We start from the raw sequence: 19,569 nt of genomic DNA on the forward strand, positions 1-19,569 counted from the left end.
TTCAATTGGGGGACATACAAATATTATTTGCACAAGATTTCATTTTAAGAAAAACCATCAACCCGCCGAGAAGTGAACCCGGGCGTCTTGCAAATAATGTTTTGGTTACTGCTTATTCAGACTGATAGATTTAATAAATTCTTGGGTCTCAGCCGTAGTTGTTTCCTCAGCAAGTAATCCATATTTATTCTTAATCGTGATGTCTGCGCCATGTTCAATTAAAATTTTTGCTGTCTCTAAATTGTTAGCACAATGTAACGCGGTATTCCCTTTTTTATAAATCCCTCCTCTTGATAATGTACCTCCGCGTGCCAACTGAATATTTGGGTTTGCACCCGCAACCAACAAACGTTGGGCGACTTTTGGATGATTAACCCATAAATGTAAAGGTGTAAAACTATCCTTATCTTTCAAATTAAAATTGGCACCGCAATCAATTAAAAATATGGCAATATTGGGGTCATCAACCTCGAATAATGGAGTTCGATTATTATTATCCATAATATTAAGGTTAGCTCCACCATCAATTAGCACCTTAGCTGCGACTATACTTGCAACATAGTGTAAGGGCGTTTTACCCAGAAAATCACGAACATTCAAATCTGCACCCTGTTTAATTGCGCACTCCATCCCCTCTAAATTGTTATCCCATGTCGCTACCATCAGAGCATCATTATCTTTCACCGCTAATAGAGCATTATTATCTTCAGAACGAACGATACTAGCGGCTTTTTTTGCAGCAATTGATCCTGCATCTTCCTCTAATAAAAATGCTTTAGCTTTTCCAAAAAGAGGATTATTTTCATCTGCTAGTTTTTGTACTACTTTCGGCAAAATTGCCATGAAAAAATCTCCTGATGAAATATTATTAAATATTAAGGACAACTACCCGGTGAGTGGCTCGTTTTGCAAAACTTAGTACATATTTTTGAGCATTTTTGCATCTGCATCATTGAGACCAAGCCTAATTTTTAAAGTATTTGAAAAGTCATTGTTTACTATGCCTATTGATCCGGCACAAATTATTCATGAAGCCGCGTAGGCGACTTTTGGGTCGCCGAAATAACGGCGCACGCGTTCGGGGTTTTGCTCAAGCATGGTCATGTGATCAGTCGCAGCAGCTCTGAGTTTTGCCTTGGTGCGCACTGGCACCTTTGAAGTGATGACGTGTTTGAGATCCGCATTCAGTCTTTCTTCGGGGTTGAGTTCAGGGCTGTAGCTGGGCAAGTAGAACAACTCGATTTTCTGTGCGTTCTCGGCAGCCCAAGCCTTTACAGGTTTGCTGTGATGAACTCTCAAGTTGTCCAGTATCAGAAACACCTTGCGGTCTGTATCCTTGATGAGCGCCTCCAGAAATTCAATGAGCTTGTCGGAGTTAAATGCCTCATCAATAATCATCCAGCGCGTTTTACCCTGATTGGTTACCGTCGCAATCATCGATAGCTTGTGGCGCGTGCCGCCTACTGCGAACGTCACAGGTGTCTTGCCCACCGGCGCATAGCTCCTGCCTCTGACATCCGTGTTGACTAGCGCCGTCTCGTCGCCCCAGTGAATTTCCGCACCTTCTGTTTTTGCTCTGGCTTCAATGGCCGGATATTGTTCATCAAGCCAAGCCTGGACGGCTTCAGGCCGCTGCTCGTATGCTTTTTTAATGGGTTTTTGTGGTGTAAAACCCCAACGTGCCAAGTAGTTGCCTACTGCCCGAATAGACAGCTTGATACCGTGCGCCAGCTCAATGTGCTGGCGCACAGCGGGCCTGCTCCATAGCGCAAAATCCATCTTGAGTTGTTCGGGGCGTCTGTCGCAGATGGTTTGTTGAATCGCCAGCTCTTGGCTAACCGTCAAGCGGCGTCCACTGCCAGGTTTTTTACCCCGAACGCCGGGCTTGAGTGCCCCCGAACCTTCAGCCTTATACAACCGCAGCGCCGTATTGACTGCCGTCCAGCTCAGTCCCGTTTGCACCACGATCTCCATCACCGCCACACCTTTGCGGTGCATACGAATAACTTGCTTGCGTCGTTCATGCAGTACTTCTCGCGACTGCTTGCGGGCATCTTCTTTTTCCATACTCCATAGACATCGAAAACCAATAAAAATTCATTTATAAATCGTGCCGGGTCTATAGTATCAGAGGTTATTCATTGATATTTATTCCATTTTTTAAATAAATATGTGCAATAGCAATACCTGAATATATGATAAATCTCTTTGTATAATTCCGCAAATGAACAACCTCGTAGCAAGCTGCGGGATATCTCAAAACAGCGCACGCTCATGGTTCGAATGTAATTTATGATACTTATTCCTTTGACTCTTGACGTACTTACCTAATATAGCTTCATCGCCATGTTTCCCAATCGAGCTTGCAAAAAACCATCCATCCAGAATTCACCACCCACAAAACTGTTTCTTTACTTGCGGGCAACGCCTGAATATCTCTCGTACCGTTATGCTCTTCAGCATCCTCAGCATCTTCGTCACACTGTATGTCGCTCTGAACCAAAAAATGGACATGATCCTTGTCCGCTCCTATCTCCAAACTTCATTTGGTAGCGCTCCTCAATTTCCCAACATACTTCTTTAAAAATCTCATCAACCCTGCCGTCAAAGGCGACTCGTCAATACTTTACCGGAAATACCAAGTAATACATCAACACCGTTAGGTTGGAACTTTTATGGGTATATCGCTCATCCGCAATACTTACGCCGCAAGCGGCGGGGAGTTCACCCCAAAGGTTCAATATTGAGCGTGAGCGAAGTTATCAAAACGTGTATATTCACCACGGAACGTCAACTCAACCTTGCCTATCGGGCCGTTACGCTGCTTGCCGATGATAATTTCCGCCTTACCCTTGTCAGGTGAATCAGGGTTGTATACTTCATCACGATAGATAAACAGAATCAGATCGGCATCCTGTTCGATAGCACCGGATTCGCGCAGATCGGACATCATCGGGCGTTTGTTAGGACGCTGCTCCAAGCTACGGTTAAGCTGCGATAGCGCCATAACAGGTACTTGTAACTCCTTGGCTAACCCTTTCAAAGAACGTGAAATTTCTGAAATTTCGGTAGCACGATTTTCACTTGCCTTACTTGAAGGAGAAGACATTAACTGCAAGTAATCGATAATAATCAACCCTAAGCCATTATTTTGGCGATGTAATCTGCGTGCACGCGAGCGTAACTCAAGCGAATTTAGCGCGGCTGTTTCGTCGATGAAAATGGCTGCATCATTCAAACGCCCCAGTGCATGGGTCAGGCGCGGCCAGTCATCTTCCTGCAAACGTCCAGTGCGCAAATCATGCTGGTTGAGTTTACCTACTGAACCTATCATGCGCATGGCCAATTGGATGCCACCCATTTCCATACTAAAGATTGCCACTGGCTTACAGCTTTCCAACGCCACATGCTCGGCGATATTAATAGCAAAAGCAGTTTTACCCATACTCGGGCGCCCGGCAACAATAATCAGTTCACCTGGTTGCAGGCCGGAAGTCATGCTGTCCAAGTCGGTAAATCCACTTGCCACACCAGTCACATCGCTGGAGTTATCACGACCGTAAAGTGTCTCAATACGCTCCACTACCTTCGTAAGTAGCGGTGGAAGGGGGCTGAAACCCTGACGGCCGCGCTCACCAGCCTCAGCAATCTCAAATACACGGCTTTCCGCTTCATCCAGCAACTGGTTCGCATCGCGCCCAGCGGGGTTATAGGCGCTAGTAGCAATTTCGCTGCCAACCTCAGCTAGTTTGCGCATAACAGCGCGCTCACGCACAATTTCAGCATAGCGCCGGATGTTAGCTGCGGACGGCACGTTTTGCGCCAAGGAGCCTAAATAAGCCAATCCACCGGCTTTATCGAGTTCAGCATTGCTTTCCAACGATTCCGCCACGGTGATAACGTCTACCGGTTTGGCATGCTCGGTCAAGCGCGCGATATGCCGGTAAATCAGGCGGTGCTCAAAACGGTAAAAATCTTGTTCACTAATCAGGTCGGCAATTTTGTCCCACGCGGTGGAGTCCAAAAAAATGCCGCCCAATACCGACTGCTCAGCTTCCACCGAATGAGGTGGAAGTTTTAATGCCTCAAGCTGGGGATCTGGTGGAGGAATATATAGGTTGTGCATAGTGCCGAGTTATTGATCAAGAACTAATGTAGAGCCGCATTCTTGGTGGGACTTATTTTTGAGATCATTATTTTCGGTATTTATTGCATGGAATATAAAAACTTAAAAATAAAACCGGTAGTTTTAGCCACTACGTTAACAATATTTTGCAAAGAACTTCTTCTTTGACCAATTATATAAGCTCCAATTAACGTAAACACCAAACTAGCTGCAGCATTCTATCACTGAGAAAATTTCTGCCACCAAAAATAAAATAGAGCTGTCGCCAGCTCTATTTTATTTACAACAATGCGTAAAAAACTACGGCTTATGCTCGCCCAACACTGAAACTATAATATTAGCTATAACATCAGTGTGCAACGCGATGTTGACTGGATAATCGCCGACTTGCTTTATATGCCCCGCCGACATGCGCACTTGAGTTTTTTCCACAGTAAAACCTTGCAGTGCCAGCGCCGTAACGATGTCGGCATTGGTCACGGAACCGAACAACTTGCCGTCAACGCCGGCCTTTTGTACGATTTGCACAGTCAGTCCGTTGTACTTCTCAGCGCGTGCCTGAGCTTCTCCCACCTTGGCTTGCTCTGCAGCTTCCAGTTCAAGGCGACGAACTGCAAATTCCGCCTTATTACCCTCAGTCGCACGCTTGGCTTTGCCTTGCGGAATCAGAAAATTACGTGCATAGCCATTTTTAACCTTAACTACATCGCCCAATTGGCCAAGGTTTACCATTTTTTCCATAAGTATCACTTGCATGTTCTGCTCCTTAATGCAAATCTGTGTAAGGCAGCAACGCCAAGAATCTTGCACGCTTGATTGCAATGCCCAATTGACGCTGGAAGCGCGATTTGGTGCCAGTAATACGTGCCGGAATAACCTTGCCGTTCTCAGCAATAAATTCCTTGAGAATATTCAAATCTTTATAATCTACTTCTGCAATCTTATCTGCAGTGAAGCGGCAAAATTTGCGGCGTTTGAACAATTGACGCGAAGAGTTACTCTTCTTGTCATCTTTTTTCTTAAAAACACGAGCCATGCTGTGCTCCTTATTCTAATGTAATGTTATCAATGTGCAACACAAGTTGTGTGATGCGTAAACTGCGCTGAGCCAAAAATCCTTCTGCTTTTACCCGCTGTCCCAATTGCAAATTATTAGCCTGCTGGGCAGCTGCACCAAGTGCCAAAGCTGGGATATCACACTGTACATGACGCGCTATGCCGGCCTCTAGTTGAGTTGAAGCATGACGAATTTTTAATGCGATTCGCGCTACCCCTGCCGGGGTGTACCGCAAACTATCTAGTTCAACGAGTTCTCCGTCAACGGAGAGCCGGTTGCAAGCAACACTCAATCAGTAACCGCAGCAACTTCAGCTGGCACGACCAATTCAATCTGAGGAGCCTGTCCTGAGCCTGCCGCAGGGGCAGTCAACGAACGCGACTTTTCCTCTCTCATCATCGCCGAAGGAATGGTTACCGCAGATTTAGTTTTGATAGTCAAGTGGCGTAGCACAGCATCGTTAAACTTGAATGCATGTTCAATCTCGTCCAAAACTTCCTGGTTGCATTCAATATTCATCAACACATAATGCGCTTTATGGATTTTTTGGATCGGGTAAGCCAATTGACGGCGACCCCAGTCTTCCAAGCGATGAATTAAACCATTCTTGGCCGTCACCAGAGCACGGTAGCGTTCAATCATAGCGGGTACCTGCTCGCTCTGGTCGGGGTGCACGATAAATATAATTTCGTAATGTCGCATTAATTCTCCTTTTGGATATAAAGCCCCCCGTCATGCGTAACGGTAGAGCAAGGGTTTGAGGGAGCGTGATTATAGCGAAAAATTCAGTCAGGTCAAGGAAAAGCCTTGTTTACAATCTTGTTGTCTCTATCTCAAACTCTTTAAGGAAACGCATTATTGTCCCAATTCGAGATAACGGTATAGATCAGCAGAGTGCAATGTAATTCGCTAAATCGGATGAATCGCCGAACAAGGTTGATGCATGATAATTACAGAATTTCAGCGATGACTACTACATCCGCGTAAAAAAACGACCACTCATTTCTTCCAGCCCCAGAGTTTGCAGCATTTCTTTCAATCGCTCAGCCGAACGATTACATGGCAAATTTTTGAAATTCGCGATAATAAGTTCATTTTTCATCGAATGCTCCCAACCCACTAGCTCGGTCACTGTCACTTGGTAACCGTGAGCTTCCAATTGCAAACAGCGCAGCACGTTGGTAATGTGACTACCAAATTCACGGGTATGGATGGGATGGCGCCATAGTTCAATCAGAACATTTTTCGCCAGATCTTTGCCTTTATTTTTCTTCAATACCACCGCCACTTCGGCTTGGCAGCATGGCACCAATACGATAAATTGAGCATTTTTTTTCAACGCAAAGCGTATGGCATCGTCAGTAGCGGTATTACACGCATGGAGGGCTGTGACCACATTCACCTTGGCGGGCAAAATCTCTGACTCAATAGACTGTTCCACCGATAAGTTAAGGAATGACATACTTGGAAAATTTAGCCGTGACGCCAACGCCTGCGAGTGTTTGACCAAGTCATCACGTGTTTCGATGCCGTAGATACGCGATGCATCGTTCAATGTCTTAAAAAACAAGTCATAGAGGATGAAGCCAAGATAAGATTTGCCTGCCCCATGATCCACCAGTTGAATGCTGTGGTGATCTTGCTTAATTTCTTGCAGCAACGGCTCGATAAATTGATAGAGGTGATAGACCTGCTTAAGCTTGCGTCGGGAATCTTGATTCATCTTCCCATCTCGAGTAAGAATGTGCAGCTCTTTAAGCAGATCAATTGATTGACCAGATTTTATTTCATGCATACCGCTCCCAATAGCTCCCCTCAAAATAGCTCCCCTCAAAAATTAATTTCGCCCCTCCAATGGCTATTATAAAATAGTTATTATTAATAAATAAGTTAAACGATTATACTAAACCAGAATATGAAGACTGCATGACGACGATCGTACTTTCTTGTTAGCGACGAAACTAATAAGAAAACTGAACCATGCGAGCTGGACATACTGTAACGCGAGTATGGGAACCGTGCAACGCATTGTCCATACGATTGCATAGTTAGACAATGCGGCCCGTGCAGTGAGATAAACTGAAAAAATAGACACAAACGTTTTATTAAACTTGAGACGAAGATGTCAAATTAAGAAAAAATAACGAAAGCAAATACAGCAAGAAATTTCAAGAACAAGCAACCAAGCAATCAACGAAAGCAGAATTGAGTAAGGAACGATGTAATAACCATCGTTGCCACCTTTGACCTTGGTAACCTGGCGCCGATAAGAAAAGTAGACGAGATCGGCAAGACACAACTTACACCTTTACTTTATTTCGATACATATAACCATTGATTTCCCTCTTTGTAACCAGATACCAGCAGACTGTTAATTTTTTCGGGTGGCACCGGTTGGCTGAAGTAATAGCCTTGTATCTCGTCGCATTCCTGATATTTCAGGAAAGATAGCTGCTCGGCAGTTTCCACTCCCTCAGCGATCACTTTCAACTTAAGGGTGCGCGCCATATTAATGATCGTACTAACAATCACAGCATCATCCGAATCAACTATTATATCGCGCACAAATGATTGATCGATCTTGAGCTTATCGATAGGGAAACGCTTGAGATAACTCAAACTGGAGTAGCCAGTACCAAAATCGTCCACTACGAGTTTCAGTCCCATCGTCTTTAGCTCTAATAACAACGCAATTGACGCTTCAGCATTTTGCATGACAACGCCTTCGGTAATTTCCAGTTCAAGGGCAGACGGTTCAAGACCGTTCTCACACAAAATTGTCTTGATCATTTCGCCGAAATTATTTTGGCGAAACTGTACTGCCGATAGGTTGACCGCCACGGTAAGTTCCGGTAAACCTAACATACGCCATTCGCTGTTCTGCCGGCAAGCCTCACGCAATACCCATTCGCCGATCGGAATAATCAAACCGGTCTCTTCCGCGATGGGAATGAAATAACCTGGTGAAATCATTCCAGTCTCGGGATTATTCCAGCGCAGCAATGCTTCTACACCAATGATGCGACCGCTACGCAAGTCTACCTGAGGCTGGTAATGTAAACAAAATTCCTGGCGTTCTATTGCATGACGCAGTTTCCGTTCAATCGACATGCGTTCAAGCGCAAGCTGATTCATTTCATTAGTAAAAAACTGGTAATTATTGCGGCCATTTTTTTTAGCGTGGTACATTGCAGCATCAGCATATTTGATCAAGTAATCCCCATCGCATCCATCTTCGGGAAATATGCTGATGCCGATGCTAGTGGTTATTTTGATTTCATTGCCATCAATCATGCACAGGCCAGAGATGGCATTTAACAGCTTGACCGCAATAACGGCAGCATCATCCACCGTTTCCAAATCCGGCAGTATGATAACGAACTCATCCCCACCCCGCCTGCTTACCGTATCGCTAGCGCGACCCACACTACTAATTCGTCTGGCAACCTCTTGCAATAATTTATCGCCAACAAGGTGGCCCAGCATATCGTTAATAACTTTGAAATGATCCAGATCAAGACACATGACTGCCACTTTGTGTTTTTCACGGCCAGCATGGGAAATGGCCTGAGCTAAACGATCCTGTAATAGCAGGCCATTGGGCAAATTGGTGAGAAAATCATGCAGTACAACATATGCCACGCGTTCTTCTGCCGCCTTACGCTCACTGATATCAGAAAAAACGCCGATATAGTAACTGACTTCGCCGAGTTCATTTTTCATTGTGCTGATACTTAAACACTCGGCATAACTTTCATCATTTTTTCGTCGACCGATCATCTCACCCTGCCAGCGCCCGGTCTCGTTAATGCTGCGCCATGTATCCTGGCTGAACGCGTCATCCATCAAGCCAAGGTGTAACAGGTTCAAGTTTTTACCTATCAAATCATTAGCACTGTAACCGGTAATAGTAGAAAAGGCCGGGTTAATAAACAACATGTTTTTGTCGGCATCGGTGACGATTATGCCTTCATTTACACTATCAAATATATGCGCGAATAGCCTGAGTTGCCTCTCTTTTTGACGTGTATCATTTCTCTCTTGTCCCCAAACCGGATGAATTTTCTTATAATTCGTGGCATCTGGATCAATTTGTTGGTCGGAGCTAGATAAGTCCTGCATTAATATCACTCATTATCTTGGTTAATCAGGCTAGGCAACAAACATCGGATAGTAAAGAACATCGAAATTTGGAATTCATATTAGACGAACGAGTAAACCTGTGTCCTGCAGCTATTGTATGCATATCAACCTTGCCCCGAGTATTCAAAAACAACTGGTTCCAGGGGCTGACGCTCGCATGCATCACGCAATAGAGCGGCGGTTTCGCTCAAGGCAAGTTCCTTTAAACGACAGCGCATGCGCCAGATCCCGTCACCGGATTCGGAAACGCCACAAGAATGGTCGGCCATATTGCATTGTGTGTTTTCAGCCGCTGCAGGAGTACCCACGTAATTCAATGCCGCTACCGGCAGATCCGGAAAAAGACGCCTGGCCTCCCGCACCCATTCCAACAAGCGCGCTTGTTCAGAGCAATCGCAAACATTACCATCTATCAACACCATGTCGTATTGTTCCAAATCTGGCTCAGGCATATCCTCCCATGCTTGCTGAACTAACTGATGTCTGGATTTTTCCAGCATCTGATTCAAGATGCGACGGGTGCCTGATGCTTCACCGAGTAACAGAATATTCATGCAGCTAGCCTCAGTGCATGCTCGGGCAGGGTACCGAACAGGGCGAATTCGGTTATCTCGTCGATTTCAATGGAGCAAGCCACAGTCAACACCCGGCCTATTTTGATGGGTGGCCCAAATCTGCTTAGATTAACGCCTGTTTTAGATATTAATCTTTCAACCGCAACAGTGGTTACTGTAACGTAACGAACAATACCGTTGAGTTGAGCAAACTTAAATAATTTTTGCATCATCTGCATGGGTATTGCACTAAAACCATAATTTGCACTTTCATGTTTGGGTACAGTTACGGCAAATCGACTTAGTTCCCACACGTCGGCTTGTTGCGGTGCACGCTGTCCGTGCAAGAGCTGCGGAAAAGTATCCTTTAACATGTTGGGCCCGGTTGTAGGTAATAGTCGCCAACAACCCAATACCTCATTCTCATCCTCATCTGCATCTTCATCCCCTCTTACCAGTACATAAACCGGATTGGCTCGGTCGAATTCGTCGTGTTCCATGCCATTGTCGCTGGTCACTTCCCAACCCAGTCGGTCATGAAAGACATCGTGCCTGAGCCGGTACATTTCCATCGCGGCTTGACGATTTAGTGAGCCGTCCCCATGTTGCGCAAGCATTATCGAACTCATTTTTGTGCCCTCTGTCGTTGGTTGATGACAGGAGCAATGAGACTACGTATCTCAACGGCTAGCTAGCTGTAAGATCTTACAGGGTAAAATAACAATTAATGGCTACAAACCTTGGCTGGACAAGGCTCTAGAGTTAAGCAGCAAGTATACTTTGGGATAAAATAGAGGGAGTTCGCCGTTCACGGCATCTCATAGGTCGAATAATCTGTTGCACACATAAAATTATGCAAACTCTGTCGGGCTCGAGTATGGCAGCGATCCATCACCATACAGATCCGCAGTCATACAAAGTTCAGGGAGCGATAAGACCCATCGAAAGAGCACGGGAAATCGCATGCTGGCGACCAGATACTCCCATTTTGCTGGCTGCATTTTGCAGATGAAAAGTCACAGTGCGCTCGGAAAGCTTAAGAATATTAGCTATTTCCCACCCGGTTTTTCCTTCTGCCGCCCAGAGAATGCATTCTCTTTCTCGATCGGTCAGATTTATTTTTTTCAGAGGCAAAGAATCTTTGCTAAGCACGATGCGCTGAATCGCCTCGTGCAAGTAACACGTCAGCAACTGCGCTGTTCCCAGCATAGTAATAATATCTTGCTTAGCTTGACGTGAATTACGGGAAGTGGTCAGACTCAGCATTGCGGCTTCCCCTTGCCTTCCATGGACAGAAAAGCTCGCACCATTAGCAAGTCCAAATTCTCCCGCTTCGTTCCTTATTCTGGCTGTAGGCCTGCTATTAAAAATTTTACGATCCCAAATTACCGGGATTACTGTCTTGGCACAATGCAGGACCGTCGGATCAATCTTGGCATAGCCGGATAGCTCATAATGTTCACGCCACTCCTTTGGATAGCCGCTAAAAAGAAAATGATAAGGTCGGGTAAGCGATACGTTTACCCGCACCGCATAAAGAAAATGCTCAAATCCCATCTGCTTGATTATAGTTGTAGTCGTGGCATGCAATTCTGCAACCGTGTCGCAATCTAGCAACGACTGGAGCAGATCCAAATCAGTCATAGTATTCTCCTCGTTTGTATTTCCGGGAAAACGGGATTTTATTTATTTTCATCCCTCATTGCTTGAAAAGATTGTATTTGAATCCGCTCTCAGAGCGTTCCACAATAATTCTGACCGTCAAGTTCAATCTCATATTTGAGCTCAATTGTTTACTGTACCCCTATACCCGAGTAAAGCGCAACTAGGCAAACGGTAATTCTGCGGTGCCTGAGCCTATAGCAGCGATTTCATGCACCGCCTTCATAAATCCTGTTTGCTCATGTAATTGCACCAATGTATCTGGATGGTTTCGGCCACGCATATGCGCCAGACGCGCTTTACTAGTTGCTGGCATGTCCCACTTTAGTCCAGCTAGCAATTCATCTGCCAAGGATGGTTGATTACATACCAGCACCATATCACAGCCGGCCTGCAGCGCCGCTTCCGCACGTTGCAGGATACCGCCCGCTACCGTGGCACCTTCCATGCTAAGGTCATCGCTAAAGATACATCCATTGAAATCCAGCTCACCGCGCAGAATATCTTTCAGCCATACTTTTGAAAAACCTGCTGGATATGTGTCCACCTTGGAATAAATAACGTGTGCGGGCATGACCGCAGTCAGACCATAATTCACCATCTGACGAAATGGAATCAGGTCGCACAACTCAATGTCGGTATAGCTGCGCTCATCTATCGGAATTTCCAAGTGTGAATCGGCATGTACGTAACCGTGGCCAGGAAAATGTTTGCCCACGGTGGACATGCCACCCTGCCTGAGTCCCAATAACAGGCTATGTGCCAATTCGCCTATGGCCTGAGGCTCAGAATGAAAAGCACGGTCGCCAATCACTTTGCTGATGCCAAAATCTATATCTAGCACCGGGGTAAAGCTGAAATCCACGCCACAAGCACGCAATTCTGCAGCCAACACATAACCTACCTGCTGCGCCAGATGCTTGGCGCGGCGCGGATGTTCATCCCAAATATTACCCAACTCACGCATCGCCGGGATACGTGTAAAACCCTCGATAAAACGTTGCACTCGCCCACCCTCATGATCCACAGCAATCAATAGCGGGGGAGAACGCAACGCATGAATGCTGGCTGTCAGCTGGGCCAACTGGGGTGGAGATTCGTAATTACGCGCAAACAGAATCACGCCACCCACCAGTCCATGACGTAAGCGTGCTTCATCTTCCACAGTAAGGGTAGGTCCTGCGATATCCAGCATGCATGGGCCGATTCCCATTCAAATTCTCCTAATGATCTTTACGTAATTCATAACGGATGTTCTTGCTGTCCTTCCTGCGAAAGTGGAATCCGGAAGACTTGTACTAAATACATTTTGAATGGCTGAAGTTTTCACTTGAGAAAACTTATCGAAGCAGTAAATTTCGTCCGTGTCTTCACAATTTAACGCTTACTTAATCTTTCTCCAAAATGACGAATGCCACGGCAACATCATGGTCATCACTGATACTTAGATGGTGGTGAGTCAATCCTAATTGCATTAAGTGCGCAGCCAGTTCTGCATCAAATATAAAAATGGGTTTGCCAAAAGCATCATGTGTCACAGTAATTTTCTGCAAGCTCACGGGATAACGCAGGCCGCTTCCTATTGCCTTAGCCAGTGCTTCCTTGGCAGCAAAGCGTTTCATTAGCAGACGCACAGGGTAGGTATGGACACGATACTCCGTTAATTCCTGTTGGCTCAAAATGCGCTGTGCGAATCGCTCGCCGTAACTGGCATGCACTGCCTCAATGCGTGCATAAGCCACAATGTCAGTGCCGATACCAAAAATCACGGTAACTGAACTTCCATGATTTATGGATGAATGCCGCTTAGCAATGCTTTCATTTTTTTCACAGCTTGCTCCAGGCCAATAAAAAGTGCCTCAGCGATTATGGCATGACCGATGTTGAGTTCGCAGATATTAGGAATAGCAACAATAGGCTGTACGTTGTAATAGTTTAGGCCGTGTCCAGCATTCACTTGCAAACCGAGCGCATGGGCATGCACCACTGTGCGTTGAATGCGCGCCAATTCTTGTGTCTGATGCGATACGCTGGCCCCATCAGCATATTTCCCCGTGTGTATTTCTACTACCGGCGCGCCCGCAGATCGCGCCGCATCCATTTGTTTTTCATCCGCGTCCACAAACAATGACACACGTATGCCCGCCGCCGCACAGCACTCACAAGCGTGCCTCACACTATCAAAATTCCCCACCACATCCAATCCTCCCTCGGTGGTCAATTCCTCGCGCCGTTCCGGCACGAAGCAGACATCGTGCGGCTTAATGCGCAAAGCAATGGCCAACATTTCGTCGGTAATGGCGCTTTCAAGATTCATGCGCGTTTGCAGCATGTCACGCAGGATTTCCACGTCCTTATCCTGGATGTGGCGGCGGTCTTCGCGTAAATGCAGTGTAATAACATCGGCACCCGCCGCCTCACCGATCAACGCTGCCTGAATTACATTGGGGTAACGCGTACCCCTAACTTGGCGCAACGTGGCAACGTGGTCAATGTTAAATCCGAGTTTGATCATATTTTTTGTAGATCCCTTATCAATTCGCGCGTGTGCAATGTCTTACCCGCGAGATGATGATTCAGTAGCATACGCATCAACTGCTTGCTCTGCTGCGCGCTCACTGCATCGCGATAATCGTCAGCAGCCATATCTTGCAAGGTTTTGCCCAACATCAACAAGCCTTCTGATACATCTGATATGTCTGAGTCATTTGGTGTAGCACGCACCGCACCCCGTTCAAGCACATAACGATAGGGCGCGACAGAATTAATCGGCTCACCGCTGTCCGCTTCCTGTACCAATAAAAGCGCATAGCCCAACTCTTGCAGCAAATGTTTTTCAAAACAACGTAAAATGGCAGCATAGTCCGCTTCATTTGCTAGCCGTTGTAGGGTGTGCTGGTAATAATCGAACAGTTGTTCGTGCGGATCATCACGCACCATCAGGTTAAGCAGCAATTCATTCAAATAGAAACCACACAGCAATGCCGTTCCCTGTAATTGCGGCTGACCACCCTGCCACTCGGCACGGTGCAAGGTGCGCAATTCATGTTTGCCAAACCAGCTTAACATTAATGGCTGAAAACCCATTAATAAACCGCGTAACGCCGATCTCGGGCGCCGTGCACCGCGTGCCACCAATGCTACGCGACCATGCTGCCGACTTAACACTTCCAGCACCAGGCTGGTTTCACGGTATGGATAGCTGTGCAGGACGAACGCGGGTTCGTCTTCTAATCTGTGTTTGTGCGACTGCAATCTACCCCTCCCAGCTTCCCCTTGTCACAGAAGAATAGAACGAGAAAAACAAAGCCAACCATCCAACTATGAAAAGTGCACTACCTAGCAGTGAGAACCACACCAATAAATCACTTACTGATGCAGGAAAAAAAGAGTTTACGGTTAGAATTATTCATACCCCAAACTTTTCAATACTTGTGCATTATCTGCCCAACCACTTCGCACTTTAATCCACACTTCGAGATAAACTTTTCCATCGAATAGTGCTTCCATATCTAACCGCGCTTGGGTAGCGATCTCCTTAAGCTTCTCACCATTCTTACCGATCAGCATTGCCTTATGCGCGTCCTTATCCACAAGAACCGCAGCGTGAATACGGCGCAGCTTTCCTTCTATTTTGAACTGTTCAATCACGACACTTACTGAGTAGGGTAACTCTTCACCGGAATAGCGAAAGATTTTTTCACGCACCAATTCGGCCGCGAGAAAGCGTTCATTACGATCGGTGATTTCATCTTCAGGATAAATTTTTTCACCTTCAAGCAGATAGGGTCGAACCGCATTTAACAAGGTGTCGAGCTGCTTGTTCTGTTTTGCGCTCACTGGCACGATAGCAGTGAATTCACGCTCCTTGGCTATCTCCTGAATAAAGGGCAGTAATTCTGATTTATTCTCCATGTTATCTACCTTGTTGATAACAAGCAGCACTGGCATATTTTTTGGTAGCAGATTCATTACTTGACGATCACGCTCGTCGAAATTCCTGGCTTCAATTACGAACAACACCACATTCACATTACGCAAACTACTCGTCACCACACGATTCAAACCGCGATTCAGAGTATTAAGATGCTTCGTCTGAAATCCGGGAGTATCTACAAATACAAATTGCGCATGCTCTTCAGTTAGTATTCCGCTAATACGATGGCGTGTGGTCTGTGCCTTGCGTGAGGTGATGCTAATTTTTTGGCCAACCAGATGATTAAGCAAAGTGGATTTACCCACATTCGGGCGGCCGACAATAGCGATAAAGCCACTGTGGTAATTATTTGCATTCATGACTGGCTCTCAATTTTCCGGTAAGCGGCTTCTGCTGCTACCTGCTCTGCGGTGCGACGACTACTGCCTTCACCACACGTGAATAATTTCAATTGTTCGATTTGACATTCAACTTTAAATAGCTGTGCATGTGCCTCGCCCTGAGTCGCAATCACGATATATTTTGGTAATGCCAGACGCTTGCCTTGCAAATATTCCTGCAACAAGGTTTTGAAATCCTTACCCAACGTTTGCGCGTCTGCTTGCGCTATAAAGGGCACATACAGCCGGAGCACAACTTGCTCTGCGGCTGCAAAACCCGCATCTATGAATACTGCACCGAACAATGCTTCCATGGTATCGGCAAGGATAGACGGGCGACGAAAGCCGGCGCTTTTGCGCTCCCCTTCGCCCAATAATAATAATTCACCCAAACGTAATTGCTGCGCTAAGATAAACAAGGTTTGCTGATTGACCAGATTGGAACGCAGACGAGATAAATCACCTTCTGGTAAATCGGGATAAATGCCATATAGATATTTGGCTACGACGCAATTGAGTATGCTATCACCCAGAAACTCCAATCGCTCGTTGTGTTCTGCACTATAACTACGATGCGTCAGAGCACGCTGTAATAATTGCGATTGCGTGAAAACATGGCCAATCTGATTGCACAGCACATCACGATTCATCGGCTATTTTTTAAAACTACTTGGATTGAATTCAAGTAACAAGCTAGCATTGCCGACCAAGGGTATTTTAACTTGATAGTTAATGCTCAGCGATAGGCCGCGTGCATCCTTGACTATCTCAATGTCATTTGCCGTGACGACATTGATGTTATTCATCATGGCGCGCTTACTGAATGACTCACGAATATCCTTGGATTGAGCACCTTGCATTTCAGAATCATTCACGATGGTAGAGAGAATGCTTTTAATTTCGGCATCCTGAACATACGTCGGAATAACCTTCATGCCGCCAATTGCCACTATTATTAATATTACTGACCATACCAGAAGACCAGACAAACTCACGCCACGCTGCCTGTTTGCTATTGTTTTTATCATGCTCCTCCTTTGTTTATAACTTCAATCAATGGATAAGCCTATACGTTTCAAATCGTTAAAATTCATCCAGATCATGAATGCTTTGCCAACTATCATGTTATCCGGCACGAAACCCCAATAACGACTATCTCGGCTGTTATCGCGATTATCACCAAGCATAAAATAATGCCCAGCTGGAACTATACAGCGCACCTCCTTTTCGCTGTATGCACAATTCTCCCGATGAGGAAATTCCGCCACCGCACCGAGATGAATGCTGGGCACTTCTGGATTTACTAGCATTGAATGAACATGCCCAGTCAAATTTTCTCTATAACGTTCGGTATGCACAAAGTTCAGTGCAGTCTCTACATAATTATAGTCACCGTCCGGCTGCTGCTCTTGCAGCACATCGTTCACAAACACTTTCTTATTCCGATATGCAATTTGGTCGCCGGGCAATCCAACTACCCGCTTAATATAATCTAGCGATGGATTTTCCGGGTAGTGGAATACCATCACATCGCCTCGGCTGGGGGAATTAATTTCTACCAGCTTCTTACTGATGATGGGCAAACGAATACCATAAGTAAACTTATTAACCAAGATGAAATCGCCTACCTGTAAGGTAGGAATCATCGAGCCAGACGGTATTTTGAACGGCTCAACCAGAAATGAGCGCAGCATGAATACCGCCAGAATAACAGGGAAAAAACTCTTGGAATATTCCACCCACCAAGGTTCCTTTGCGGAGTCTATGCGTTTCGATTGCAATATAAAGCGATCCAGCAACCACACGCTACCGGTGATCAGTAGCAATACAAACATAATTAAAGCAAAGTCCATCTCAATTCCCGTCTTTATACGTTATTTTTCGCCTACCTGCAGAATGGCCAAGAAAGCCTCCTGCGGAATTTCCACATTACCTACTTGCTTCATACGTTTCTTGCCAGCCTTCTGTTTTTCCAGCAATTTACGCTTACGTGAGATGTCGCCACCATAGCATTTGGCTAATACATTTTTTCGTAGAGCTTTGACATTTTCGCGCGAGATTATGTTTGAACCGACAGCAGCTTGGATCGCCACATCGAACATCTGACGCGGAATCAACTCACGCATCTTGGCGGCAACTTCACGACCGCGGTACTGGCTGTTGCTGCGGTGCAGGATAATCGCCAATGCATCCACCTTTTCACCGTTGATCAGTATATCCACCTTGACTACATCGGCCGGACGGTATTCCTTAAACTCGTAATCCATTGAGGCATAGCCACGCGAAATCGACTTCAGCCTGTCAAAGAAATCGAGTACGATTTCCGCCATAGGTATCTCATACACCAGCAACACTTGCTTTCCGTGATAACTCATGTCGAGCTGTACACCGCGTTTTTGCGTACACAATGTAATCACCGAGCCAACATACTCCTGCGGCATATACAAGTTGACTGTCACGATGGGTTCACGGATTTCCTCGATCTTGGACGGGTCTGGCATCTTGGACGGATTATCCACTACCAGCACCGTTCCGTCGCGCTGCACCACCTCGTAAATAACGGTAGGAGCAGTCGTAATCAAATCCATGTCGAACTCGCGCTCCAGCCGTTCCTGCACAATTTCCATATGCAGCAATCCTAGGAATCCGCAGCGAAAACCAAAACCCAATGCCTGCGATACTTCCGGTTCATACTGCAATGAAGCGTCATTAAGCTTGAGTTTTTCCAGCGAATCACGCAGCGATTCATACTGATTGGATTCTACTGGAAACAATCCAGCAAATACTTGTGGCTGCACTTCCTTGAAACCCGGCAAGGCTGTAGCTGTGGGCCTGTTTGCCAGCGTGATGGTGTCTCCAACCTTGGCCGCCTTCAGCTCCTTAATACCCGCAATGACAAAACCGACCTGGCCGGCAGCCAGTACTTCCCGCGGTTGCGACTTCGGCGTAAATACACCGATGTGCTCAGTCAAATGCTGCGCACCAGTAGCCATCAACAAAATCTTATCCTTGGGTTTTAAGGTGCCGTTAAAAACCCTCACCAACATTACTACGCCGACATAATTATCGAACCACGCATCTATAATTAGCGCACATAACGGCGCAGCCGGGTCGCCTTTAGGTGCCGGCACTTTAACGATTAAAGCTTCGAGCACGTCCTGTACACCCTCACCTGTCTTGGCTGAGCAGCGTGTCGCGTCGTGCGCATCGATACCGATTACTTCCTCGATTTCTTCAATGGCGTTTTCCGGGTTAGCAGACGGCAGGTCGATTTTATTCAACACTGGCACTACTTCCACCCCCAAATCAAGGGCGGTGTAGCAGTTAGCAACGGTCTGTGCTTCCACTCCCTGAGATGCATCAACGACTAGCAGCGCGCCTTCGCAGGCAGATAATGAGCGTGATACCTCATAAGAAAAATCCACGTGTCCCGGCGTATCAATCAGGTTGAGATTGTATATCTGGCCATCACGGGCCTTATATTGCAGCGCAGCTGTCTGAGCTTTGATGGTGATGCCGCGCTCACGTTCCAAGTCCATGGAATCGAGCACCTGCGCCTCCATTTCGCGATCAGAAAGCCCGCCGCACAACTGAATAATTCGATCAGCCAAAGTAGATTTGCCGTGATCAATGTGGGCGATAATGGAAAAATTACGAATGTGTTGCATGTGCATTAAACTTGTATCAAATAGATTAAGGGGGTATCATTT

At 46.1% G+C, this 19,569-nt stretch carries 21 protein-coding genes and 1 pseudogene; all 22 read right to left on the minus strand.

The annotated features are described in order from the left end of the window. Positions 1 to 105 precede the first annotated feature (105 nt). Positions 106 to 843 (minus strand): ankyrin repeat domain-containing protein, encoded by a 738-nt coding sequence (locus MKZ32_RS08510; RefSeq protein ID WP_239796880.1) that lies wholly within the window; start codon positions 841 to 843, stop codon positions 106 to 108. Between the two features lie 183 nt (positions 844 to 1,026). Beyond that, positions 1,027 to 2,067, minus strand: coding sequence for an IS630 family transposase (locus MKZ32_RS08515; protein WP_239796881.1), 1,041 nt, complete (start codon positions 2,065 to 2,067; stop codon positions 1,027 to 1,029). A 189-nt stretch (positions 2,068 to 2,256) separates the two neighbouring features. Then, positions 2,257 to 2,651, minus strand: a pseudogene (tnpA, locus tag MKZ32_RS08520) (IS200/IS605 family transposase). A gap of 86 nt (positions 2,652 to 2,737) precedes the next feature. After that, a complete protein-coding gene (gene dnaB / locus MKZ32_RS08525) occupies positions 2,738 to 4,126 on the minus strand; it encodes a replicative DNA helicase (RefSeq protein ID WP_239796882.1) in 1,389 nt (462 codons plus the stop codon). A 300-nt stretch (positions 4,127 to 4,426) separates the two neighbouring features. Continuing rightward, on the minus strand, positions 4,427 to 4,882 hold the full coding sequence (rplI, locus tag MKZ32_RS08530; protein ID WP_239796883.1) for a 50S ribosomal protein L9: 456 nt from the start codon (positions 4,880 to 4,882) through the stop codon (positions 4,427 to 4,429). A 10-nt stretch (positions 4,883 to 4,892) separates the two neighbouring features. Then, positions 4,893 to 5,162, minus strand: coding sequence for a 30S ribosomal protein S18 (gene rpsR / locus MKZ32_RS08535; protein ID WP_173052052.1), 270 nt, complete (start codon positions 5,160 to 5,162; stop codon positions 4,893 to 4,895). 10 nt (positions 5,163 to 5,172) lie between these two features. Beyond that, the gene (gene priB, locus MKZ32_RS08540) at positions 5,173 to 5,475 is read right to left on the minus strand and encodes a primosomal replication protein N (protein WP_239796884.1); all 303 of its coding nucleotides are present in this window, start codon (positions 5,473 to 5,475) and stop codon (positions 5,173 to 5,175) included. Then, positions 5,472 to 5,885, minus strand: a complete 414-nt coding sequence (rpsF, locus tag MKZ32_RS08545) for a 30S ribosomal protein S6 (RefSeq protein WP_239796885.1) — start codon at positions 5,883 to 5,885, stop codon at positions 5,472 to 5,474. The genes priB and rpsF overlap by 4 nt, the downstream gene beginning before the upstream one ends. 271 nt (positions 5,886 to 6,156) lie before the next feature. Further along, positions 6,157 to 6,978, minus strand: a complete 822-nt coding sequence (locus MKZ32_RS08550; RefSeq protein WP_239796886.1) for a class I SAM-dependent methyltransferase — start codon at positions 6,976 to 6,978, stop codon at positions 6,157 to 6,159. 518 nt (positions 6,979 to 7,496) lie between these two features. Continuing rightward, positions 7,497 to 9,305: a putative bifunctional diguanylate cyclase/phosphodiesterase gene (locus MKZ32_RS08555; RefSeq protein WP_239796887.1), complete on the minus strand. Its 1,809-nt coding sequence runs from the start codon at positions 9,303 to 9,305 to the stop codon at positions 7,497 to 7,499. A gap of 125 nt (positions 9,306 to 9,430) precedes the next feature. Further along, a complete protein-coding gene (locus tag MKZ32_RS08560) occupies positions 9,431 to 9,880 on the minus strand; it encodes a hypothetical protein (RefSeq protein WP_239796888.1) in 450 nt (149 codons plus the stop codon). After that, positions 9,877 to 10,497 (minus strand): acyl-homoserine-lactone synthase, encoded by a 621-nt coding sequence (locus tag MKZ32_RS08565; RefSeq protein WP_239796889.1) that lies wholly within the window; start codon positions 10,495 to 10,497, stop codon positions 9,877 to 9,879. The genes MKZ32_RS08560 and MKZ32_RS08565 overlap by 4 nt, the downstream gene beginning before the upstream one ends. Positions 10,498 to 10,801: 304 nt before the next feature. After that, positions 10,802 to 11,524: a LuxR family transcriptional regulator gene (locus MKZ32_RS08570; protein WP_239796890.1), complete on the minus strand. Its 723-nt coding sequence runs from the start codon at positions 11,522 to 11,524 to the stop codon at positions 10,802 to 10,804. A 181-nt stretch (positions 11,525 to 11,705) separates the two neighbouring features. Next, a complete protein-coding gene (gene nagZ / locus MKZ32_RS08575; protein ID WP_239796891.1) occupies positions 11,706 to 12,755 on the minus strand; it encodes a beta-N-acetylhexosaminidase in 1,050 nt (349 codons plus the stop codon). Positions 12,756 to 12,930: 175 nt separating this feature from the next. Continuing rightward, positions 12,931 to 13,311, minus strand: coding sequence for a holo-ACP synthase (acpS, locus tag MKZ32_RS08580; RefSeq protein WP_239796892.1), 381 nt, complete (start codon positions 13,309 to 13,311; stop codon positions 12,931 to 12,933). A 20-nt stretch (positions 13,312 to 13,331) separates the two neighbouring features. Further along, positions 13,332 to 14,057, minus strand: coding sequence for a pyridoxine 5'-phosphate synthase (gene pdxJ, locus MKZ32_RS08585; RefSeq protein WP_239796893.1), 726 nt, complete (start codon positions 14,055 to 14,057; stop codon positions 13,332 to 13,334). Then, on the minus strand, positions 14,054 to 14,797 hold the full coding sequence (gene recO / locus MKZ32_RS08590) for a DNA repair protein RecO (RefSeq protein ID WP_239796894.1): 744 nt from the start codon (positions 14,795 to 14,797) through the stop codon (positions 14,054 to 14,056). Before recO ends, pdxJ begins: the two co-directional genes overlap by 4 nt. Positions 14,798 to 14,947: 150 nt before the next feature. Then, entirely contained in the window at positions 14,948 to 15,838 is an 891-nt protein-coding gene (gene era, locus MKZ32_RS08595; RefSeq protein WP_239796895.1) for a GTPase Era, read from the minus strand. After that, positions 15,835 to 16,509 carry a ribonuclease III gene (rnc, locus tag MKZ32_RS08600; protein WP_239796896.1) on the minus strand — a complete coding sequence of 225 codons (675 nt, stop codon included), beginning with the start codon at positions 16,507 to 16,509 and terminating at the stop codon, positions 15,835 to 15,837. Before rnc ends, era begins: the two co-directional genes overlap by 4 nt. 3 nt (positions 16,510 to 16,512) lie before the next feature. After that, positions 16,513 to 16,887, minus strand: coding sequence for a DUF4845 domain-containing protein (locus tag MKZ32_RS08605; RefSeq protein ID WP_239796897.1), 375 nt, complete (start codon positions 16,885 to 16,887; stop codon positions 16,513 to 16,515). Positions 16,888 to 16,908: 21 nt separating this feature from the next. Next, complete coding sequence (gene lepB / locus MKZ32_RS08610) at positions 16,909 to 17,712, minus strand: signal peptidase I (protein WP_239796898.1); 804 nt, start codon at positions 17,710 to 17,712, stop codon at positions 16,909 to 16,911. Between the two features lie 21 nt (positions 17,713 to 17,733). Then, on the minus strand, positions 17,734 to 19,527 hold the full coding sequence (gene lepA / locus MKZ32_RS08615; RefSeq protein ID WP_239798124.1) for a translation elongation factor 4: 1,794 nt from the start codon (positions 19,525 to 19,527) through the stop codon (positions 17,734 to 17,736). Positions 19,528 to 19,569: the final 42 nt, after the last annotated feature.

It is taken from the genome of Candidatus Nitrotoga arctica (genome assembly GCF_918378365.1).
GTDB classification, from domain to species: domain Bacteria; phylum Pseudomonadota; class Gammaproteobacteria; order Burkholderiales; family Gallionellaceae; genus Nitrotoga; species Nitrotoga arctica.